Here is a 21,196-nt window from a genome sequence, read left to right on the forward strand (position 1 = left end):
GGGGCGCAGCCAACCGTGCGCAGATGCTGCTCCGACTGGCCAGCAGCGGCCGCGATGTCATCTCCTACAAAATCGGTGGCGAGCGCAACGTGCTGTTGAACCACCCCGACCATGCTCAGCATGTACTTGGCTCCAACCGCGATAGCTACAGCAAGGACACCGGCGCCAACCGCTATTTCCGGACGGAGGTCGCCGACGGGATCCTGACGGCAGACGGTGAGCGCTGGCGCAGGCAGCGCACTCTTCTGACACCGGCCTTCCGGGACAGGCAGCGGCTGGCCGCGACGGCCCACGAAGCCATCGCCACGCAGGTCGCGACGTTCGACTCAGCTGCCGAAACGGGCCGCGAGGTGAATCTGTCCGCTGCGATCGCCGAGGTGACTCTCTCCATCACGACCCGCGCGCTGTTCGGAATGGACCATCAACTCTTCATCGAGCACTGCGCCGCGCTGGGCAAAGTGCTCGACGACGGGAGTTCACTGCTTCCCGGCGCCGCCGCGGGCGTCGGCCCAAGAGACGCGCTGTACCGACAGATCCGCAAGGCGGTGTCCGCGTCGGCCACCGAAGATCACGGGCCGGCGCTGTCGGCTCTGATCAGCGATCCGGCCCACGCCGGCGAGGCGCTGCACCAGCAGATGGTGACGCTGTTGCTGGCCGGGTACGAGACGACCGCCAACTCGCTGACATGGGCCTGGATCCTTCTCATGCAGCACCCCGACATCTACGCAGAATGGCAGCACATCCTCGACACGGATCCGAGCCGTGCATCGGAGATGACCAAAGCCCTGTTCGACGAAACCCTGCGACTGTATCCATCAGCGTGGCTGCTCGGGCGTCGCGCGCTCGCCGACGACCACGTGGGGGGCGTCGCCATCCCTGCCGGATCGGCCGTGACGATCAGCCCTTTTCTGCTGCATCGGCATCCACAGTTCTGGGACGACCCGGAGACCTTCCGGCCCCAGCGATTCCTCACCGGTGGTGAGCGACCCACCCATCGCTATGCGTACATCCCGTTCGGTGCCGGCCACCGCTATTGCATCGGGTCGTCCTACGCCCACGACGAGGCCGCGATGATTCTGACCGCTCTCGGCCGCAGATACACCTTCCGGTCGGCGCATACCGCGGACGCCCAGCCTGAACACAAATTCGTCCTTCGCGCACCGGACCCATTCCCGGTGACCGTGTGCCGACGCTCGTAGATCACCGCATTGCACGACAACCAATCTCCACAACCCCACCGAAGAAAGAAGCCATGACCACCACATCGCCGCACAACACCGACATCGGCGCCCTGGTCCGCGCCATGATCGCTGATTTCACCAAGCTTCCGTTGGAAAGGGTCACGGCCGATCGCGCGATCGACGACCTCGGACTCGACTCGCTCGGCGCCCTGGAGCTTCTCCTGACGTGCGAAGCCAGGTTCGGGATCGTCGCTCTTGACGACACCGAGATCGAAGTGCACACCGTCGCCGACGCGATCGCGTTCATCGAGGCCAAACTTCGATGAGCACATTCACCGATCAGATGTATGCCAGCGCCGCGTCCAGCACTCGCGGTTTGGTCACCGGTCCCTGGGATGCCCCGGTCCGGCGCAGCTGGAGCGAGGTTCACATGCAGGCGCGACGGATGGCGGGCGCACTTGCGAATGCCGGTATCGGACCGGGCTCGGTCGTAGCGGTACTCGGCGGCGATCCGGCCGACGTCGCGCCGCTCGCGCAGGCGGTGTGGATGCGCGGCGCCTCGCTCACCATGCTTCAACAGCCCACGCCACGAACCGATCTCGCAGTGTGGTTGGCCGACACCGTTCGCGCCTCGAACACGATCGGAGCGGTCCTGACCGTCGTCGGCTCACCGTTCGGCGTGGCGGAGGAGCCGCTCGCCGCTGCAGGCCAACGAGTGGTGACCATCGATGCGCTCCGGACCGGAGCGGACATCGACCCCCTGCATGTGGACGATTCGGCGGTCGCGATGTACCAGCTGACGTCCGGGTCGACCGGCACTCCCAAGGCAGTGCAGTTGACCCACGAGAACCTGCTCGCGAACTCGGTCGCCCTGTTCACCGCGACTGACGGCGATGCGAGCACGGATGTGATGGTCTCCTGGCTGCCGTTGTCCCACGACATGGGGATGCTCGCCTTCCTCACTCATCCGATGCAGTGGGGCGTCGAGCTCATCGCTGCTACGCCGGAGGAGTTCCTGCGTCGTCCTGCACTGTGGCCGGACCTGATCACCCGCTACCGAGGGGCGATCACTTCCGGGCCCAACTTCGCGTACGCGGTGCTCGCCCTGACGCTGGAACGAGCCGAACCGGGCCAATACGATCTGTCCAGCTTGCGCGTCGCGATCAATGGCGCCGAACCCATCGATGCGCGCGACGTACACCGCTTGGCTGAGGCTGGTGCACGCTTCGGACTGCGGCCGGGAGCGATCACCTCCGCGTACGGCATGGCCGAAGCCACTCTCGCCGTGACATTCGACAGGTCCCGCCACATCAATGTGGACCGGATCAGCCGGCGCGATCTGCACGAACGTGGTGTCGCGACACCCGACGCCGCGGAGGACGCCCGCAGCGTCGTGTCGGTCGGCTTGCCGGTCGCCGGCATGGAAGTCCGCGTCGTCGACGACCACGGCCGGCAAGCCACGCCGCGTCAGGTCGGCTCGATCGCGATTCGCGGCGCCGCGGTATCGCGCGGCTACCTCACCGAAAACGGTTGGCTGGACGGCGATTTCCAGGACGGCTGGCTCTCCACCGGTGACCTCGGCTACCTCGATGCAGACGGCAAGCTGTACGTGTGCGGCCGCGCCAAGGACGTGATCGTCATCGCGGGCAACAACGTCTACCCGACCGATATCGAGCGCGCCGCCTGCACCGTCCCCGGCGTCAGGGCGGGCAACGCGGTCGCCGTCCGCATCGATGCCGGCGACAGCCGGGAGAGCTTCGCCGTCCTCGCCGAGTCGAAGCAGGCCGACGATCCTGCCGAAGCCGAGCGCATCCGTGCCGAGATTGCCCTCCGGGTCAGCAAGGCCGTCGGGTACAACGCCCGCGCGGTTCTCGTGCTGCCTCCGGGCAGTGTGCCCAAGACGGGCTCGGGAAAGTTGCAGCGCGGCAAGGCAGCCGAATTGTTCGCCCGGTTCGAGGGCCAAGCCAATGACTACACATCGCGAAAGGAAGCTCGGGCATGAGCGTCGCATCCATCCCTGCCGCCATCGAACTCGACAGTCTGCGAATCGATCGTGGTGGCCGCACCGTCATCGACACCATCAGCCTGTCGATCCCGGCCGGCATCATCACCGGGCTGCTCGGGCCGTCCGGCTGCGGAAAGACAACGTTGATGCGCACTCTGGTCGGGGCCCAGAAGATCACCGCCGGTTCTGCCGCGGTGTTCGATCAGCCGGCAGGCGCACGAAGCCTACGGCGGCGGATTGGCTACGTGACCCAGTCGCCGAGCATCTACCCGGACCTCACCACGGTCGAGAACGTCCGCTACTTCGCGAGGCTGTACGGCGTGAGCAAGGACCGGGTGCGGGAGGTCGTCGACGCGGTCGGGCTGGCCAACAAGAAAACGGAGCTGGCCGGAAATCTGTCCGGCGGACAGCAGGGACGTGTTTCGCTCGCGTGCGCTCTCGTCTGTGACCCCGACCTGCTCATCCTCGATGAACCGACAGTCGGCCTCGACCCAGTTCTGCGCGTCGAGCTCTGGGCGCAGTTCGCTGCCCTGGCAGACCGCGGCAAGACGCTGCTGATCTCCAGTCACGCCATGGACGAGGCGCGGAACTGCGCCGAACTGATCCTGATGCGCGAGGGAGCGATCCTTGCCCACGCTGCCCCGTCCGACATCCTTCGTCAGAACGACTGCCTGGATCTCGAATCGGCCTTTCTGTCTCTGATTCGCCACGAAGGCGCCTACTCCGCTCCCCGCGATACGAACCAGACCCTCGACCTCATCCCGGAGCCAACGACATGAACCAGACGATCCTTTTCGCAACCACCGCCCGCATCCTGACCCAGCTGCGTCGTGACCGGCGCACGGTGAACATGATGCTCGTGGTTCCGGCCATGTTGACGGTGCTGTTCTACTTCACACTCTCGCTTCAGGGTGCCGGTGCCGACGGTCGCACGCCATTCGACCGGCTCGGCATCCTCCAACTCGGCGTGCTGCCGTGCGCAGTGATGTTCCCCATCACCGCGATCACGATGCGCCGCGAACGCTCCAGCGGCACGCTCGATCGGTTGTTCGCAACGCCCATGACCAAGCTGGAGTTGCTTGGCGGCTACGGCAGCGCGTTCTCCCTGATTGCAGTGCTACAGGCCGTGATCGTCACGCTCGTCGCGTTTCACGTGACTGATTTGCAGACCTCCGGCAGCGCGCTGCTGGTTGCGATGGTCTGCTTTCTCAACGCGATTCTCGGTGTCTCGCTTGGACTTTTCTTCAGCGCCTTCGCGCAGACCGAATTCCAGGCGGTTCAGTTCGCGCCGATCGTGCTGGTGCCGCAGCTCTTCATGGCCGGGGTGTTCACTCCCCGCGAGGACATGCCCGGATGGCTGCAGTCGGTCAGCGATGTGCTGCCGCTGACGTACTCCGTCGAGGCGCTCAAGCAGATCAGCACCCACACCGACCCGACGCCTCGGATGTGGCGCGACGTCGCCGTCATCGCCGCCTTCATCGTCGCCGCACTGCTGGCCGGCGCCGCCACGCTGCGCCGACGTACCCCCTGAAACTGACTGCCGCAACTAACAAGGAGACACGCACCATGTACAGCTTCCCCCACGACGACGTCACAGTCACCGTTCACCCGGCTCAGCAGGATCGCCATACGGTGGTGCTCATCAACGGAGTGTTCGGCGGCGGATGGACGTGGGAACCGGTCGTCGCTGCCTTGACCGCACGCGGACACGGTGCCGTCGTCACCGCGGAACCGCTCGCTGCGCACGCGACCTCCGAGGATATTCCCGCACTGCTGCAAAGCATCTCGCTACTCGTCGACACCCTGCCCGATCCCGCGCCCGTCTTGTGTGGCAATTCCCTCGGCGGCTTGGTCGCGATGGAGTTGGCGGCCGCCGATCCGTCCCGCTGGTCCGGGGTAATTCTCACCGGGGCACCCGGTCTCGGCGACGAACAGGACCCGGCAAGCTTCGGCTCCGCGCTGCGCACCCCGTCGCTCAAGCTCGGGTACGTTCTCGCCGACCGGCTCATCCACAAGAAGGAACTGATCACCCCCGAGTTGGTCGACCGCTGCACCCAGGCGCTGACGCCGCGCATCATGCTTCGCGCCGGCCGCGCGCTGCGTGCGACGAAGGGCTACGACGCGCGACCGTTGTTCGATCGCATCGACTGCCCGGTCCTCTTGCTGTGCGGGGCCCGCGACGAGGTCAGTCCCCTGGCGAAGTGGCGGGATGCCGCGACATCGTTTCCCGACGCAGAATTCGTCGAGATCCCCGACTCCGGCCACTCGCCGATGCTGGAAGAACCGGATGTGTTCACCAGTGCGCTGCTCGACTGGCTCGACAACCTTCCGGCACCCAAAACCCAATACCTCCAAGCGAACTGAAGGAACAACCATGGAGACCACCCTCCCCACGCACGACGATCTGGTCGACTGGCTGATCGACCGCGTCGCGTCGTACCTCAACTCCGATCCCGACACGATCGAGACGGACAAGGCGTTCGGCGACTACGGCCTGGACTCGGTGTTCGCGCTCAATCTCTGCACCGACCTGGAATCGAAATTCAGAATCCTCGCTGAACCCACCGTCGCGTGGGACTATCCGACCATCGACCATCTCGCCGGGCACCTGACCGAGGATCTGGGGATCTGACAATGACCCACATCGCCGTCGTCGGCATCGACTGCCGCTTGCCCGGGGCCGCCGCCACCGACGCGCTCTGGCAATTGATGATGAACGGCGACGTCGCCGCGAGCGTCGTGCCCGGCGACCGCTGGGATGTCGACCGCGTCCACAGCGATCAACTCCGACCGGGCACCATGAACACCCGGTTCGCCCACTTCATCACCGACGCCGACCTTTTCGACCACGAGTTCTTCGGTATCTCGCCGGTCGAGGCCGCCGCTCTCGACCCCCAGCAACGCCTCGTCCTGCAATCGGCATGGCGCGCCATCGAAGACGCCGCGCTCGACCCACACGCGCTGGCGGGCACCGACACAGGCGTGTTCGTCGGCATGATGTCGAGCGAGTGGGGCGCCATGAATATGCTCGACTACCCGAATCTGACCCCGCAGCGCGGGATGGGCGCCGGCCAAGCCATGGTTGCCAACCGGGTGTCGTATCACCTCAACCTGACGGGTCCCAGCGTCGCCGTCGACACTGCGTGTTCGTCATCGCTCACGGCGGTCCATCTCGGTTGCCAGGCCCTCACCTGTGGTGACACGGACCTTGTCATCGCCGCGGGAGTCAACCTGATGCTGAGTCCGGGACTCTCGGTCTTCTATACCCAGGCCGGGCTGTCCGCGCCCGACGGACGGTGTAAGCCCTTCAGCGCCAACGCCGATGGCATCGGCCGCGGTGAGGGCGTCGGAACTGTCGTACTTCGCCGGCTCAGCGATGCGATCGCCGACCGTCAGCCCATCTATGCGGTCATCACCGGGAGCGCCACCAACCAGGACGGCAAGAGCAGCGGCATCACCGCGCCCAACCGTTGGGCACAGTCCAAGGTCATTCAGCGCGCACTCGACCGGGCAGGGGCCACCGCCGCCGACGTCACGTTCGTCGAGGCGCACGGCACCGGAACCGTGCTTGGCGACATGATCGAGGCGAACGCGCTCGGCGACCTGCACCGCACGGGACGCGACCGGCCATGCCTGATCGGCTCGATCAAGGGCAACATCGGGCACACCGAAGGCGCGGCCGGTATCGCAGCACTCATCAAGACATGCCTCGCGCTTTCCCATCGCGTTCTCCCCCCGACAGTCGCACCAGCGGGGCCCAATCCGGCGTTGCGCCTGGAGCAGCAGGGACTTGCGCTGGCCACCAACGCGGTTGAACTCGGCGACGAACCAGTTCTCGCCGGCGTCAGCTCCTACGGGCTCGGCGGCAGCAACGTCCATGTCATGGTGACCAGCCCGCCCGCTCCCGTCGACGCCATCACTGTCCGACCGGGGGGTGACGACAAGCAGGTCGGCGTGATCACCGTTTCCGCCCACTCCCCGAATGCACTGCGCCGCAATGCTGCAACGCTCGCGGATGCTCTCGATGCCAGCCACGACGACGATGCCGCGGCGTTCTGCCACACCACCAACCGGGTCAAGAGCTCACTCAAACACCGCTTCGCTGTGGCCGGTACGCGCACCGAACTCATCCGCGCCATGCAGGAATATGCCGACTCCACGCCCGTCGAGGAGCCATCGCGTGTTCGCCCGGGTCGGCTGCGCATCGGACTACTGTGCACCGGTCAGGGCGCGCAATACCCGGGTATGACAAGACATCTCTACCAAACCTGCCCGCCATACCGAGCACACCTGGCGCGCGCCGCCGCCGCGGTCGACACCACTCTCGACGCCTCCCGCGGCCTGCTCGACGTGATGTTCTCCGACGACTCCGCCATCCACGAGACCCGGTACGCCCAGCCGGCCCTGTTCGCCGTGTCGTACGCCCTCGGAGCGGCGCTGCTCGAACTCGGGGTGAAGCCGGCTTTCGTCGTGGGACACAGTGTCGGCGAGTTCGCTGCCGCGGCGCTCGCTGAGATATTGACCGTCGACGAGGCCGCACGACTCGTCGTCGTCCGCGGCCAGGTGATGCAGCAGCTGCCTGCCGGCGGCGCGATGACGGCTGTCGACGTCCCTGCCGACGAGGTCGCCGCTCTGGTGGCGGCCGAACCCTCGTGCGGTATCGCGGCGGTGAACGGGCCGAGCTCGACGGTGATGTCCGGACCCGCGGAGGCAGTCGATCGAATCACGGGCTGGCTGGTCGCGCGCGGCGCCAAGGCCACCTCGCTCACGGTTTCACACGCGTTCCATTCGCCGCTCATGGTGCCCGCACAGCAGGCCTTCCGCGACGCCGTGGGCGTGGTTTCCCCGCGAAAAGGAACGATCCCGCTCGTCTCGACCCTGCATGGTCGGGCGGTCGACGGCATGGAGATGGACGCGGACTACTGGGCCGCCCACATCACCGCGCCCGTCCGGTTCGCCGACGCGATCACTGCCGCGACTGGGCAACCAGAACCGACTCACCTCGTCGAATTAGGGCCGCGATCAACGCTTTTGGCCCTTGCACGCCGATGCGGCATCGGCACACAGATCCGTACCCTCGCGATGTGCGCCGGGCCGGACGACGACGGAGTGGGCTTCGCGCGGGTCGCCGCGCGGTTATACGCCGACGGGCTTCCCACCACAGCATTCGACAGCCTTTACGGTGACGAATCGCTGACGCTGAAACGCTTGCCGCCCTACGCCTTCGGCGACGGCACACGGTTCTGGCGCGAGCTCGACTTGGCCTCCTCTGCCGTGTCCGCGCCAGTCGCATCGTCACTTCCCGATGCCGACAATGCCGCACCCACACCGGCCGGTGCCGACAGCGTCGCCGCGAGAATTCGTGAGGTAATTGCCGAGATCGGCGGCTACACGCCCGAGGAGATCAACCCGAACGCACTGCTCGGCGAGGACCTCGGGTACGACTCACTCCTACAGTTACGGCTCATCGAGCGGCTGCGCGCAGAGTATCCACAGTTGGAAGGTGCAACTCTCGAAGAACTGGTACGGGTCATCAGGGACGTCGACGATGTGGTGCGCTATGTCGAGGCCCGCATCGGAAAAGAGGCGACGACGCCGTAGCGGCTGCTCCTACGCGACGACACCGTGGACGACGATGGCGGTGGTCTGGTCGACCCAGTCGGCGCCGAGAGGCTCGTTGGGCCCCAACAGCATCCTGAGCAGGGTGGCGCCGCCGATCACCTCGACGAGCCTGTTCGGATCGATGTCTGCATGCACCTCCCCGCGTGCGACCGCGTCGGCGAGCCGCGTACGCACCGCGGTGAACACGTCGGTGAAGCGCTCCATGACGCGGGCGTTGAGGTCGGCATCGGCGGCCATGTCGGAGATCAGCCCAGGCAGCGCAGCACGTACCAGTGGGCTGGTGAACACCGCCCTCGCGGCGTCGATCATCGCGCGGATGTCGGCGGTGATGTCGCCCGGCGGTGTCTCGATGGCGGTGGGCGCCGCCGGAAAAGCCGCCTCGTGCACCAACTCCGCCTTGCTCGACCACCGCCGGTACAACGCCGTCTTGGTGGTGCCCGCCCGGTCGGCGACGGCGGCCATCGTGACGCCGGAATACCCGATTTCCACTAACAGTTCGGCGGTCGCGCGCAGAATGGCAGCGTCAATGCGTGGATCCCTGGGCCGTCCGGCACCAGGGGGCTTGTCAACGACCGACGGGTCTGCTTTCATAACGCTACCGATCGTATCGTAATTACCGGCCGAAGGAACAGTTCTGATGCCAAGCGAACCGGCTGTCGAAGATGTCAGCCGCCTAGAGCACTCGAGCCGAGACCTCACCGCATTGCCCGAGGTGATGTCGCAATGGCTGTCGACCGTGCTGCCCGGCGGTGCGGTACCGGAGATCACCGTGGAAAGCGGTGTGGACTCCAACGGCATGTCGTCGGAGACCATCATCCTGACCGGCCGATGGGAGGAGAACGGCGAACCGCGCGAGCAGAAGTTCGTCGCGAGGGTCGCCCCCGCCGAGCAGGACGTCCCTGTGTTCTCGTCCTACCGCATGGACCATCAGTTCGACGTCATCCGCCTCGTCGGTGAGAAGACCGATGTGCCGGTGCCGCCGGTGCGCTGGCTGGAATCCACCGGCTCGGTGCTGGGCACACAGTTCTTCCTGATGGACTACGTCGACGGACGCGTTCCGCCCGACGTGATGCCATATACGTTCGGCGGCAACTGGTTTGCCGATGCTCCGCTGGAGAGCCAGCGCGAGCTGCAGGACAGCACCGTCGAGGTGATCGCCAAGCTGCACGCGATCCCCGAGCCCGAGAAGACGTTCGGCTTCCTGGACGATGGCTCGGATTCAAATGCGTTGCGCCGCAATTTCAACTGGCTGAAGTCCTGGTACCAGTTCGCGGTTCCCGATATCGGCCGGTCGTCGCTGGTCGAGCGCTCGCTCGAGTGGCTGGAGGCGAACTGGCCCGAGGACGTCGCCGCCAGCGACTCCGTTCTGGTGTGGGGCGACTCCCGCATCGGCAACGTGCTCTATGACGGGTTCAAGCCGACGGCCGTGCTCGATTGGGAGATGGCCACACTTGGTCCGCGTGAGATGGATGTCGCGTGGATCATTTTCGCCCACATGGTCTTTCAGGAGCTCGCCGGACTGGCCGGCCTGCCCGGACTGCCGGACGTCATGCGCGAGGAAGACGTACGGGCCGTCTACACCGAACACAGTGGTGCCGCGTTGGGCGACCTGAACTGGTTCTACATCTACTCCGGGGTGATCTGGTGCTGCGTCTTCATGCGGACCACCGCACGGCGGGTCCGCTTCGGTGAGATGGAAGCCCCCGAAGACGTCGAATCGCTCTTCTATCACGGCTCGGTATTGAAACGACTCATTGGAGATGACGCCTGATGCTCGGACCCACCGACGAATTCCCGATCCACCAGATCCCCCAACCGATCTCGTGGCCCGGATCGTCAGACCGGAACTTCTACGATCGCTCGTATTTCAACGCCCACGACCGCACCGGCGACATCTTCCTGATCTCCGGAATCGGCTACTATCCCAACCTCGGAGTCAAGGACGCGTTCGTCCTCGTCCGTCGCGGCGACACCCAGACCGCGGTGCATCTGAGTGACGGCATCGACTCCGACCGGCTCAATCAGCATGTGCTCGGTTATCGCGTCGAGGTCAGCGAACCGCTGCACAAGCTTCGGATCATCCTGGAGGAGACCGAGGGTATCGCCGTCGACCTGACCTGGAACGGCCTGTTCGACGTGATCCAGGAGCAGCGCCACATCCTGCGCGCAGGGACACGAGTGACGTTGGACGCGCAGCGTTTCGCGCAGGTCGGCAGCTGGGCCGGGACGATCTCGATCGACGGCGAGGACATCTCCGTCGACCCCGACGTGTGGATCGGCAGCCGCGACCGGTCGTGGGGCATCCGGCCGATCGGCGAGCCCGAACCCGCGGGCCGGCCGGCGCATCCGCCGTTCGAAGGCATGTGGTGGCTGTACGTCCCGATGGCGTTCGACGACTTCGCGATCTGCCTGATCATCCAGGAGGAGCCCAACGGATTCCGCAGCCTCAACGACGTCACACGGATCTGGCGCGACGGGCGGGTCGAGCAGATGGGCTGGCCGCGGGTCAAGATCCACTACACCTCGGGTACGCGCATCCCGACCGGCGCGACCATCGAGGCCACCGCAGCGGACGGCTCGCCCGTGCACTTCGAGGTGGAGTCCAAGCTGCCGGTGCCGATCCACGTCGGCGGCGGCTACGGCGGCGATTCGGACTGGCTGCACGGCGTGTGGAAGGGCGACAAGTTCACCGAGCGGCTGTCCTACGACATGACCGACCCGGCGATCGTCGGCCGGGCGGGCTTCGGCGTCATCGACCACGTCGGCCGCGCCGTCTGCACCGAAGGCGGTAAGTCCGTCGAGGGCTGGGGCCTGTTCGAGCACGGCGCACTGGGCAGGCACGACCCGTCGGGCTTCGCCGACTGGCTCACCGTCGCGCCCTAAACCAGTGAATTCGGCGTGCTACGTCTCGCTGAGCGAGACGCATCACGCCGAAATCACAACGAGCGCGACGGCGGCGACGGTTTCGACCAGGCAGTAGAACCAGTTCGGGTAGAACGCGGTACGTGAATCGACGACCGCCGACGCGAGCCGGCCGAACGCCATCCCGGCCAGCGCGGCGCCGACGGTGATCAGGATGCCTTTGCGGACATCGTCGCCTGCGACGGCCGCGTACGCGAGCACCCCCGCGATCGCGAGCCCGAATCCGCCGTAGACGGCGCGTACCTCCGAACGCGATGCCCCGTCACCCAGGGTGATGCCGAACGGCCGGACGATGGCCTCCGGAGCCGCGAGTGCGTAGCCGCCCATCCCGAGAAAGAACACACTGATTGCGACGATGACGGCGATCGTCATGGCGTGACGGTTAGCCGACCGCTTCGGTCTGGGCCTGCGGTGCCGGCGCGATAGCCGCCCGGCCGAACACCATCGACTCCTCGATCGACTCGAACCGCTTACCCAGCACGTCCCGCAGGTAGTTGTGCGTCACTTCCCACGGCCTCCGGACGCCCGACTTCGGGAGCACATTCTGTGCGCGCAGTACGTAGCCCGACGAAAGGTTGAACACGGGCTGCTCAGGCATATGCGCGTCCCCCAGATGCGGGTAGGCGTGTGTGTACCCATGGGAATCCATGTATGCCAACAGCTTCGCGACCGAACGCGCCGTCATGTCGGCACCCAGCGTCCACGACGCGTTCGAGTAGCCGAAGCACCATGCCGCGTTCGGCACGTCCTCGATGAGATGGCGGCGGAACACGAACCGCTCATGCGGGCCGACCTTTTCGCCGTCGACGCTGATCGTGACGCCGCCAAATGCCTGCATCTGGATGCCGGTCGCGGTGATGATGACATCGACGTCGAGGTGCCTGCCTGACTTCAGTGCAATACCGGTCGCATCGATGTGGTCGATGTGATCGGTCACCACCTCGACGTCACCCGCCGCGACCGCCTGGTAGAAATCGCCACCGAGGATGAAGCACATCCGCTGATCCCAAGGGTTGTACGGCGGCGTGAAATGGGTGTCGATGTCGTATCCCGCGGGCAGGTTCTTCTCGGCGACACTGCGCAGCAGGCGCTTGCTGAACCCGGGAGCCCGGCGGGAGACCAGCCAGAGCACCGCACCGAACAGCGACATCACCGAACGTATGACCGCATGAGAAAACCTGCGCGGCAGCACTTTCCGAATGGCGTTGAACACGGGTTGCACCTTCTGGACCGACATGAGGTACGACGGCGTGCGCTGCAGCATCGTCACCTGCGCCGCCTTCTCTGCCAGCGACGGAATCATGCTGACGGCGGTCGCACCGCTGCCGATGACGACCAGTCGCTTGCCCGTGTAGTCGAGTCCCTCCGGCCAGTGCTGCGGATGCACCACCTCGCCGGCGAAATCCTCGATGCCCGGGAAGGCGGGTGAGTACGGCTCGTCGTAGTCGTAGTAGCCACTGGCGAAGAACAGAAACCGTCCGCGATGGGTGGTGTGCTCGCCGCCCTGGTCGGCCTGCACGGTCCAGGTGTCGGTGGCCGAATCCCAGTCGGCGGAGATGACGCGGGTGTTGAAGCGGATGTGCTTGTCGATGCCGTGCTTGCGCGCCGTGTCCGCCATGTACTGCCAGATGTCGGCGCCGTCGGCGATCATCTCGGGGCGGGTCCACGGCTCCCACGGGAAGCTCAGCGTGAAGATGTCGCTGTCCGACCGAATACCGGGATACCGGAACAGATCCCACGTTCCCCCGAGACGCTCACGTCGCTCGAGGATCGTATAGGTCAGGTGCGGGTTCTGCTCGTGGATGCGGTAAGCCGCGCCGATACCCGAGAACCCGGCGCCGATGATCAGGACGTCGCTGTAGTCGTTCATCTGACGAACCCCCTATGCGGACTTCACTGCTTCTACAGAGACTTTCCCGAACACCATCGATTCCTCGATGCGGTCCAGACGGTGATCTATCGCGTCGAGGACGTAGTTGTGCCGCACATTCCACGGCCGGTGAGTGCCCGATTTCGGCAGCACATGGCCGGCGCGCTGCACATATCCGGCGTTGATATTCCACGCGGGCTTCTCGGGCATCGGCTTGTCGCCGAGATGCGGATACGCGTGCGTGTAGCCGTGAGAATCCATGTACGCCAGCATGTTTGCCACGGCGCGGGCGGTGAGGTCCGCACGCAGCGTCCACGACGCGTTGATGTAGCCGACGCACCACGCCACATTCGGCACGTCTTCGAGCATGTGCTCCTTGTAGACGAAGCGGTCCTGCGGCTTGACCTCCGCCCCGTCGACGCTCAGCGCGACGCCACCGAGCGCCTGCAACTGGATTCCGGTGGCGGTGATGATGACGTCGGCATCGATCCGCTGTCCAGAGCGCAGCACGACACCGCGCGAGTCGACATGGTCGATCTGGTCGGTCACCACGTCCAACCGGCCCTCGGCGATCGTCTCATAGAAATCGTTGTCAAGGATGGCGCACAGCCGCTGATCCCACGGGTCATAGCGCGGCTTGAAGTGAACGTCGACTGGATAGCCCTTCGGCAGTTGACGTTTCGCGTTGCTGCGCACATACGCCCTGCTGATCCGCGGCGCCGCCCGGGCGAAGGCGTAGACAAACACGGTGAAGATCGTGTTGTACAGCCGGGCCGCGGAATAGCCGAGCCGCTTCGGCAGCACCTTGCGGAGGAATTGCACGACGGGATTGATTCGCGGCGTCGACAGTATGTACGTCGGCGACCGCTGCAACATGGTGACGTGGCCGGCCTTTTCAGTCAGCGAAGGAATCATGCTCACCGCGGTGGCGCCGCTGCCGATGACGAGTAGCTTCTTGCCCGAGTAGTCAAGAGATTCCGGCCAGTGTTGCGGATGCACCACGTCGCCGTCGAACTGATCGAGGCCAGGAAAGTCGGGCCGGTAGGGCTCGTCGTAGTTGTAGTAGCCGGTGCCGAAGAACAGGAAGCGGCAACGGTAGGTCGTGGGTTGATCCGTCGCGCCGTCGTGTTCGGTGCTCACGGTCCAGGTATCGGTGGTCGAGTCCCAGTCTGCCGACAACACTCGGGTGTTGAACCGGATGTGCTGGTCGATGCCGTGCTTGTGTGCGGTCTGGGTCAGGTAGTCGCGGATGTCATCCCCGTCGGCGACGTTCTCCGGCCGCGTCCATCGTTCGAAGGGGTAGCTCAGGGTGAAGATGTCGCTGTCGGAGCGGATTCCCGGATACCGATTGAGGTCCCAGGTGCCCCCGATACGCGCCCGGCGCTCGAGCACCGCGTAGCTCAGGTTCGGGTTCTTCTCGTGGATCCGATAAGCGGCACCGATCCCGGAAATCCCCGCGCCGATGATCACCACGTCGAAGTAGTCGCTTTGGACCATCCGCAACCTCCCTTGGTTCGGCTGGGTACCACGATATGGGTCACGGCCCGAGCGCGTCCACGATCGACGCCAACGCATCCACCGCAATCGGTCCGGGCTGGTAGAGGCAGATTTGCTCCGCTACGCCGTCGACCCGGTCGCGGATATGCGCGGCGACCTCCGCAGGACTGCCACAAGCCGCGATGGTGTGCAGCACGTCGTCGTCGATGAGCCCGGCCATGTCCTCCCAGCGGCCCTGTTTGGACAGCGTGTTCAACTCGGGCTGCATGTCACCCCAGCCGTGTACGTCCAGGACAGGGCGATACGCGGGCGTCGACCCGTAGAACGCCAGCAGTCGCCGGGCGGCAGAGTGCTCTTCTCCCACGGACACGATGATTTCCGGCACGACCTCGAGATCCGCGGCATCGCGGCCCGCCGCGGCCAGCCCCTTACGCACATTGGGCATGGTCACCTCGTGCAGGAAGCGTTTCGACCCGAACGGCATGACCAGCAGGCCATCGGCGACCTCGGCCGTCGCACGCGTGAGCAGCGGACCGAGTGCCCCCAGGTAGATCGGGGGCGCACCGAACGGGTTCGGCCCCGGGTTGAAGGTCGGCGTCATCAGGGTGTGCCGGTAGTACTCGCCGCGGAAATCGAGACGCTCGCCGTCGTTCCACGCGGCGAAGATCGCGCGCAGCGCCCCGACCAGTTCCTTCATCCTCGCGACCGGCTTGTCGAAGGCGACGCCGTAGCGCTTCTCGATCTGAGCGCGCACCTGCGTGCCCAGGCCCAGCGTGAAGCGCCCCTGCGCCAGCAGCTGCATGTCGTTGGCCTGATGCGCGAGCTGAACCGGGTTGCGCGGGAATGCGATTGCCACATTCGTCATCAGATCCAGACCGCCGACAGTCGATGCGACCGTCAGCGGAGTGAACACATCGTGCGGTCCCTCGAAGGTGAACACCCCGCTGGCACCCGCCTCGCGCAGCGCGTGCGCACGCTCGATCGCATCCGTGGGACCGAACAACGCCGTCATGATCTTCATCGCATGAGAGCCTAAACCCGTGACGATCCCAGCGAATGCCGACGTCGTCGTCGTGGGAGCCGGGTTCGCAGGCCTGGCCGCAGCCCGCGAGCTGGTCAAACGCGGCCGCGACGTGGTGGTGCTCGAAGGACGCGACCGCGTCGGCGGCCGGTCGTCGACGGCGACCATCGCCGGCGTGCCGGTCGACCTCGGCGGAACCTTCGTCGGGCCGACACAGGATGCGGTCGTCGCACTGGCCGCCGAACTGGGCTGCGAGACCGTGTCGACCCACAATCGGGGCAAGAACCTGATCCGGTGGCGAGGCAAGGTCCGCGCGTATCGCAGCACCATTCCGAAGCTGTCCATCCTCGAACTGCTCGACGTATCCCGGATCCAGTGGCGGTTCGAACGGGTGAGCCGCCGGGTGCCGGTCGACGAGCCGTGGACCTCACCGATCGCCGACATCCTCGACTCCAAGACGCTTGACCAGTGGCTGCGACACGTGCACGCCAGCGCCGGGACCAGGGACCTCATGACGATCATGGCCCGGGTGACATGGGGTTGCGAGCCCGACGCGGTGTCGATGCTGCACGCGGTGCGCTACGTGAAGGCAGCGGGTGGACTCGGGCGGATGCTCGATGTCGAGGGCGGGGCGCAGCAGGACCGCTTCCCCGGCGGCACTCAGCAGATCGCGCTGCGGATGGCCGATGAGCTGGGACCCCGCGTCGTGCTGGATGCGGTGGTGCGCAGCATCGAACGGCACACCAGCGGCACGCTGACCGTCACGTCGGACAAGGGCGCGGTCGGCGCGAAGGCAGTCATCGTGGCGATTCCACCGGAACACCGCGCGGGCATCGCGTTCCTTCCGGAGCTGCCCCCCGAGTACAGCAAGCTCGCCCAGCACTGGCCGCAGGGCAACCTGAGCAAGGCGTACGTCGCCTACGAGACACCGTTCTGGCGGGCCGACGGCTGCTCGGGGGAGGCGCTGTCCGACGAAGGTCCGGTCTTCATCACGTTCGACGTCAGTCCCGGCGATGACGGCCCGGGCGTCCTGTTGGGATTCACCGATGCGCGGACGTTTGACCCGCTGCCTCCGGCCGACCGGCGCGACCGCGCACTTGCCGGCTTCGCGAATCTGTTCGGGGACGCGGCGCTGCAGCCCATCGACTACCTCGATCACTGCTGGGGCGCAGAGGAATTCGCGCCGGGTGGGCCGACGGCGGCGGTGCCTCCCGGCTCGTGGACGACGTACGGGCCGTGGTTGCGTAAATCCATCGACGGTATCCATTGGGCCGGAACGGAAACCGCCGACAAGTGGACGGGATTCCTCGACGGCGCCATCCGGTCGGGGCAGCGCGCGGCCGACGAGGTGGAGCGGCAGCTGTCGGGTTAGGAGCTGACGCGGCGCTCCTCGGTGGCCGATTCGATCAGCCAGCGCAGATGCTTGTTGACCGCATCGGGGCGCTCCAGGATCGCGCAGTGACCGCCCGACAGTTCCACGAACTGGGCGAGATTGGGCACCTCTTTGGCGATGCGCCGCGACGACACCATCGGCAGCAGACGGTCCTTCTCACTCCCGATCACCAACGTCGGCACCGAGAGATTCTTCAATCCGATGTGCTGATGCGTCCCGAGCGAATCGACCAGGGCACGAGCCCATCCCCCACGACCCGCGGGCGGCGTCCGGTTGAACAGCTCGAAGACGAAGTCGACAATCGCGGGGTCGGCATCACGGCCCACGGCGATCGTCGACACGAATCGCCTACTCGGCACGTCGGCCGCACGCAGAAGAGGCGCCGCGCCAAAGGTTTTCAGTAGGGTGCCCGCGGCGCGCACCCTGGCGGCGGAAAGCTGTGGCGGCACCGGGATGAACTGCACATGCCGCAGCAGGTCACCGGTCGTGGTGTTGATCAGGGCGACCGCATCGGCGCGCTCTGACACCCGGTCCGGATAGCGTTCCGCCCACGACGAGATCGCGATGCCGCCCATCGAATGGCCCGCGATGACGGCGCGCTCCCCTGGCGCCAGCGTCGCTTCGAGCACGGCGTCGATGTCCCCGGCCAGGCAGTCGAGGCTGTAGCCGCTGCGCCGGGAGGGCACCGCGCTACGGCCGTGGCCGCGGTGATCGAACGCGATGACGCGGTGGTCCTTCGCGAGGTCGGCGATCTGGTAGGCCCACACGCGCAGGGCGCAGGTGATGCCGTGTGCCAGCACCACGGGGTAGCCGTCCTCAGGTCCGAAGACCTCGGCGTGTAGGCGGATGCCGTCCTTGGACCGCACACCGACACTTCGACCGCGGCCCAACGCATCGGCCGCGGCGAACCTTCTCGCCTGCTGTCGGCCCTTCTGACCTCGTCCCATGGGTGCTCCCATCGCGCTCGGCAACGTCGCCGGACCCATCAGCCTACCGGTGGGTTGGTCCGAAACCGCGCAGGAGTTAAATGGTGGCGTCGACCAAAGAAAGGCCGCAATGCGCGCGATACAGATAGCCAGCCTCGACGGACCGCACGCCGCAAAGGTCGTCGAGATCGACGAACCCGCCGCTGACGGCGCCGTGCTGATCGACGTGCACGCCGCGGGCGTCGCGTTTCCCGATGCACTGCAGTCGCGCGGCCTCTATCAGTACAAGCCGGAGATGCCGTACACCCCTGGCGCGGAGATCGCAGGCGTCGTGCGCAGCGCGCCCGATGGTGCGCACGTCTCGGCGGGTGACCGGGTGTGCGGTCTGACGATGCTGTGCGGTGCGATGGCGGAAGTCGTGGCGCTGCAGGCGGATCGGGTGTTCAAGCTGCCCGACACGGTGTCGTTCGAGGCCGGAGCGGGCCTGCTCTTCAACGACCTGACGATGCATCACGCCCTGCGCACCCGTGGACGGCTCTCCGAAGGTGAGACCGTCCTGGTTCACGGTGCGGCGGGCGGCATCGGCACGTCGACGCTGCGGCTCGCCCCGGTATGGGGTGCATCGCGCACCATCGCGGTGGTCAGCACCGAGGCCAAGATCGAAATCGCCAAGGCGGCAGGGGCATCCGATGTGGTGCTGGCCGACGGCTTCAAGGACGCGGTGAAAGAACTCACCGGCGGTCGCGGTGTCGACATCGTCGTCGACCCGGTCGGTGGTGACCGGTTCACCGATTCGCTGCGCTCCCTTGCACCGGGCGGGCGCCTGCTCGTGATCGGCTTCACCGGTGGCGGGATCCCCGAGGTGAAGGTCAACCGTCTGCTGCTCAACAACGTCGATGTTGTCGGTGTCGGCTGGGGAGCCTGGGCCGGTACGCATCCGGGCTATCTGCTCGAGCAGTGGGCGGAACTCGAGCCGCTGCTGGCGTCGGGCAAGGTGTCCGCGCCGACCCCCGAGATCTATCCCCTCGAACGTGCGGCCGACGCGATCGCCTCGCTGGAAGACCGCAGCGCAAAAGGCAAAGTCGTCGTCAAACTGCGGTGAGGCTGCTTCCGCGGCGCCGCAGCGTCGCAGTCCGACGGTTCGATGCGCCGACGGGCCGGTGGGTGGACAGCGATGCCGCGCGCGCCGTCGAGCGCGACGAGCTGACCGTCGCGACGTTCAACATCTGGTTCGACGACTATCACGCCGAGCAGCGATACCTCGCGATCGCAGATCTGCTGCGCGAGCGCAAGCCGGACGTGATTGTGTTTCAAGAGGTCACGCCTGCGGCGCTCGAGATCTTCCTTAGCCGGCCGTGGGTGCGCGACGAATATCTGAGCGCGTCGGTGGCCGGTGACGAGACCGGCAACTACGGAATGCTGATGCTGTCCCTGGTGCCGATAGCGCGAGCCGCCTACAGCCGACTGCCGACGCGCCAATCGCGGGGATTCCTCGAAGCGGAGGTCGAGTTGGGCGGCGCCCGGCAGATCGTGTGCTGTGTACATCTCGACAGCGGCAAGTCGTCGGCGCGGCTGCGCGCCTGGCAGTTACGAAGAATCTTCCGCGCGATGAGGAAGGCGAACGATGCCGTCCTGATGGGCGATTTCAACATGCGCGATACGGAGAACGACCGGATCACCGCGCCGTACTGCGACGTATGGCCGGCCGTGAGACCCGGCGATCCGGGCTACACCGAAGACACGACCATCAATCACATGCGGTTCGACGCGAGAAATAAGAAGAGACACGTGCGCTTCGACCGCGTCCTGCTCAAGGGAACCCGCTGGCGCGCAGCGAATATCGAGTTACTGGGCACGCGGCCGATCGCACCCGAGCTTCCGCGCGTGTTCCCCTCCGACCATTTCGGCGTCGAATGCCGCCTCGTCAAGAGCCCGTGATTTGTGTGCGTTTGCGAGCGGTGAGCGCTCCTTAACGCACACAATTCACAGGTAGGGGTCGGCCCAGGCGCTGATGATCTTGGCCGCTCGCGCCGCCTGGTTCTTGCCCGTGAGCAAGTGGTCGGCGCCCTCGAGTGAGACGAAACTGCGGGGATGCCGGGCGGCGCGGAAGATCTCGCTCGCGTTGGCGATGCCGACGGTGTTGTCAGTGGGCGAATGCATCACGAGCAAGGCACGGCGCAGCGTGCGGATCTGCTCGCGAAGATCGGCGTTGCGGACATCTTCGATGAAGTGCCGCTTGAGGGTGAGCGCCTTGCCGCCTGCCAGGAACGGCGCCTCACCCTCCTCCTCGATTCGCGCGACCAGCGCGTCGTAGGTGTGCTCGACGTGAGCGGGTTGGTACGGCGCCCCGATACTGGCGACGGCCTCCACCGTCGGGCATTCGTGGGCGGCAGCGATCACCGCCGAGCCGCCGAAGGAGTGCCCGATGAGCAGTCGCACGTCGCGGCCCGAGTCGTTCATGAACTCGACAGCCCGGACGGTGTCGGCCACCTTGTTCGAGAAGGATCCATCGCCCCAGTCGCCCTCGGAATCCCCCAGTCCGAGATTGTCGAAGCGCAACACGCCGATCCCCTCGCTGGCCAGCTGTTTGCAGATCCGGCTGGCGGCAGGACTGTCCTTCCCCAGCGTGAAACCGTGGGCGAACACCGCCCAGCCGCGCAGGCTGTCCTCGGCAAGGTCGACGATTCCGGCCAGGCTGGGACCGGTGGTGCTGGGAAATCTGACGCGCTCGGCCACGCGGGCCATCCTGTCACGGGGGA

20 protein-coding genes are annotated in these 21,196 nt (G+C 66.1%); 13 read left to right on the top strand and 7 right to left on the bottom strand.

The annotated features are described in order from the left end of the window. Window positions 1-23: 23 nt before the first annotated feature. Genes AB4Z42_RS09260 through AB4Z42_RS09295 form a run of 8 tightly spaced genes read left to right on the top strand, consistent with a single transcriptional unit; the run spans window position 24 to window position 8,787 of the window. Entirely contained in the window at window positions 24-1,199 is a 1,176-nt protein-coding gene (locus AB4Z42_RS09260; protein ID WP_442008814.1) for a cytochrome P450, read from the top strand. A 53-nt stretch (window positions 1,200-1,252) separates the two neighbouring features. Continuing rightward, window positions 1,253-1,507, top strand: a complete 255-nt coding sequence (locus tag AB4Z42_RS09265) for an acyl carrier protein (RefSeq protein WP_442008815.1) — start codon at window positions 1,253-1,255, stop codon at window positions 1,505-1,507. Then, window positions 1,504-3,183 carry a fatty acyl-AMP ligase gene (locus AB4Z42_RS09270; protein WP_442008816.1) on the top strand — a complete coding sequence of 560 codons (1,680 nt, stop codon included), beginning with the start codon at window positions 1,504-1,506 and terminating at the stop codon, window positions 3,181-3,183. Before AB4Z42_RS09265 ends, AB4Z42_RS09270 begins: the two co-directional genes overlap by 4 nt. Further along, the gene (locus AB4Z42_RS09275; protein WP_442008817.1) at window positions 3,180-3,965 is read left to right on the top strand and encodes an ABC transporter ATP-binding protein; all 786 of its coding nucleotides are present in this window, start codon (window positions 3,180-3,182) and stop codon (window positions 3,963-3,965) included. Before AB4Z42_RS09270 ends, AB4Z42_RS09275 begins: the two co-directional genes overlap by 4 nt. Beyond that, window positions 3,962-4,717: an ABC transporter permease gene (locus AB4Z42_RS09280; protein WP_442008818.1), complete on the top strand. Its 756-nt coding sequence runs from the start codon at window positions 3,962-3,964 to the stop codon at window positions 4,715-4,717. The genes AB4Z42_RS09275 and AB4Z42_RS09280 overlap by 4 nt, the downstream gene beginning before the upstream one ends. Before the next feature lie 35 nt (window positions 4,718-4,752). Then, window positions 4,753-5,550, top strand: a complete 798-nt coding sequence (locus AB4Z42_RS09285) for an alpha/beta fold hydrolase (RefSeq protein ID WP_442008819.1) — start codon at window positions 4,753-4,755, stop codon at window positions 5,548-5,550. Window positions 5,551-5,560: 10 nt separating this feature from the next. Then, window positions 5,561-5,818 (top strand): acyl carrier protein, encoded by a 258-nt coding sequence (locus tag AB4Z42_RS09290; RefSeq protein ID WP_442008820.1) that lies wholly within the window; start codon window positions 5,561-5,563, stop codon window positions 5,816-5,818. A gap of 2 nt (window positions 5,819-5,820) precedes the next feature. After that, on the top strand, window positions 5,821-8,787 hold the full coding sequence (locus AB4Z42_RS09295; protein WP_442008821.1) for a type I polyketide synthase: 2,967 nt from the start codon (window positions 5,821-5,823) through the stop codon (window positions 8,785-8,787). A 9-nt stretch (window positions 8,788-8,796) separates the two neighbouring features. Here the strand turns inward: AB4Z42_RS09295 and AB4Z42_RS09300 are convergent, their stop codons facing one another. After that, the gene (locus AB4Z42_RS09300; RefSeq protein ID WP_442008822.1) at window positions 8,797-9,399 is read right to left on the bottom strand and encodes a TetR/AcrR family transcriptional regulator C-terminal ligand-binding domain-containing protein; all 603 of its coding nucleotides are present in this window, start codon (window positions 9,397-9,399) and stop codon (window positions 8,797-8,799) included. A 46-nt stretch (window positions 9,400-9,445) separates the two neighbouring features. Between AB4Z42_RS09300 and AB4Z42_RS09305 the strand changes: the two genes are divergently transcribed. Beyond that, the gene (locus AB4Z42_RS09305) at window positions 9,446-10,579 is read left to right on the top strand and encodes a phosphotransferase family protein (protein ID WP_442008823.1); all 1,134 of its coding nucleotides are present in this window, start codon (window positions 9,446-9,448) and stop codon (window positions 10,577-10,579) included. Next, the gene (locus AB4Z42_RS09310) at window positions 10,579-11,691 is read left to right on the top strand and encodes a hypothetical protein (RefSeq protein WP_442008824.1); all 1,113 of its coding nucleotides are present in this window, start codon (window positions 10,579-10,581) and stop codon (window positions 11,689-11,691) included. The genes AB4Z42_RS09305 and AB4Z42_RS09310 overlap by 1 nt, the downstream gene beginning before the upstream one ends. A gap of 42 nt (window positions 11,692-11,733) precedes the next feature. On the opposite strand, the gene AB4Z42_RS09315 is transcribed toward AB4Z42_RS09310, so the two are convergent. Genes AB4Z42_RS09315 through AB4Z42_RS09330 form a run of 4 tightly spaced genes read right to left on the bottom strand, consistent with a single transcriptional unit; the run spans window position 11,734 to window position 16,118 of the window. Further along, window positions 11,734-12,102 carry a DUF4345 domain-containing protein gene (locus AB4Z42_RS09315; protein ID WP_442008825.1) on the bottom strand — a complete coding sequence of 123 codons (369 nt, stop codon included), beginning with the start codon at window positions 12,100-12,102 and terminating at the stop codon, window positions 11,734-11,736. Between the two features lie 10 nt (window positions 12,103-12,112). Further along, window positions 12,113-13,600, bottom strand: coding sequence for a flavin-containing monooxygenase (locus AB4Z42_RS09320; RefSeq protein WP_442008826.1), 1,488 nt, complete (start codon window positions 13,598-13,600; stop codon window positions 12,113-12,115). A 12-nt stretch (window positions 13,601-13,612) separates the two neighbouring features. Further along, on the bottom strand, window positions 13,613-15,097 hold the full coding sequence (locus AB4Z42_RS09325; protein ID WP_442008827.1) for a flavin-containing monooxygenase: 1,485 nt from the start codon (window positions 15,095-15,097) through the stop codon (window positions 13,613-13,615). Window positions 15,098-15,137: 40 nt separating this feature from the next. Beyond that, a complete protein-coding gene (locus tag AB4Z42_RS09330; RefSeq protein ID WP_442008828.1) occupies window positions 15,138-16,118 on the bottom strand; it encodes a TIGR03617 family F420-dependent LLM class oxidoreductase in 981 nt (326 codons plus the stop codon). Between the two features lie 19 nt (window positions 16,119-16,137). Between AB4Z42_RS09330 and AB4Z42_RS09335 the strand changes: the two genes are divergently transcribed. Further along, on the top strand, window positions 16,138-17,490 hold the full coding sequence (locus tag AB4Z42_RS09335) for a flavin monoamine oxidase family protein (RefSeq protein ID WP_442008829.1): 1,353 nt from the start codon (window positions 16,138-16,140) through the stop codon (window positions 17,488-17,490). On the opposite strand, the gene AB4Z42_RS09340 is transcribed toward AB4Z42_RS09335, so the two are convergent. Next, window positions 17,487-18,458: an alpha/beta fold hydrolase gene (locus AB4Z42_RS09340; RefSeq protein WP_442008830.1), complete on the bottom strand. Its 972-nt coding sequence runs from the start codon at window positions 18,456-18,458 to the stop codon at window positions 17,487-17,489. The genes AB4Z42_RS09335 and AB4Z42_RS09340 overlap by 4 nt on opposite strands. Before the next feature lie 109 nt (window positions 18,459-18,567). Between AB4Z42_RS09340 and AB4Z42_RS09345 the strand changes: the two genes are divergently transcribed. Continuing rightward, complete coding sequence (locus tag AB4Z42_RS09345; RefSeq protein WP_442008900.1) at window positions 18,568-19,539, top strand: NADPH:quinone oxidoreductase family protein; 972 nt, start codon at window positions 18,568-18,570, stop codon at window positions 19,537-19,539. After that, window positions 19,536-20,375 (top strand): endonuclease/exonuclease/phosphatase family protein, encoded by an 840-nt coding sequence (locus AB4Z42_RS09350; RefSeq protein ID WP_442008831.1) that lies wholly within the window; start codon window positions 19,536-19,538, stop codon window positions 20,373-20,375. The genes AB4Z42_RS09345 and AB4Z42_RS09350 overlap by 4 nt, the downstream gene beginning before the upstream one ends. A gap of 45 nt (window positions 20,376-20,420) precedes the next feature. On the opposite strand, the gene AB4Z42_RS09355 is transcribed toward AB4Z42_RS09350, so the two are convergent. Further along, window positions 20,421-21,173: an alpha/beta hydrolase family protein gene (locus AB4Z42_RS09355; protein ID WP_442008832.1), complete on the bottom strand. Its 753-nt coding sequence runs from the start codon at window positions 21,171-21,173 to the stop codon at window positions 20,421-20,423. Between the last annotated feature and the right edge of the window lie 23 nt (window positions 21,174-21,196).

Origin of the sequence: Mycobacterium sp. 2YAF39 (assembly GCF_052114565.1) — a bacterium.
Classification (GTDB): Bacteria; Actinomycetota; Actinomycetes; order Mycobacteriales; family Mycobacteriaceae; genus Mycobacterium.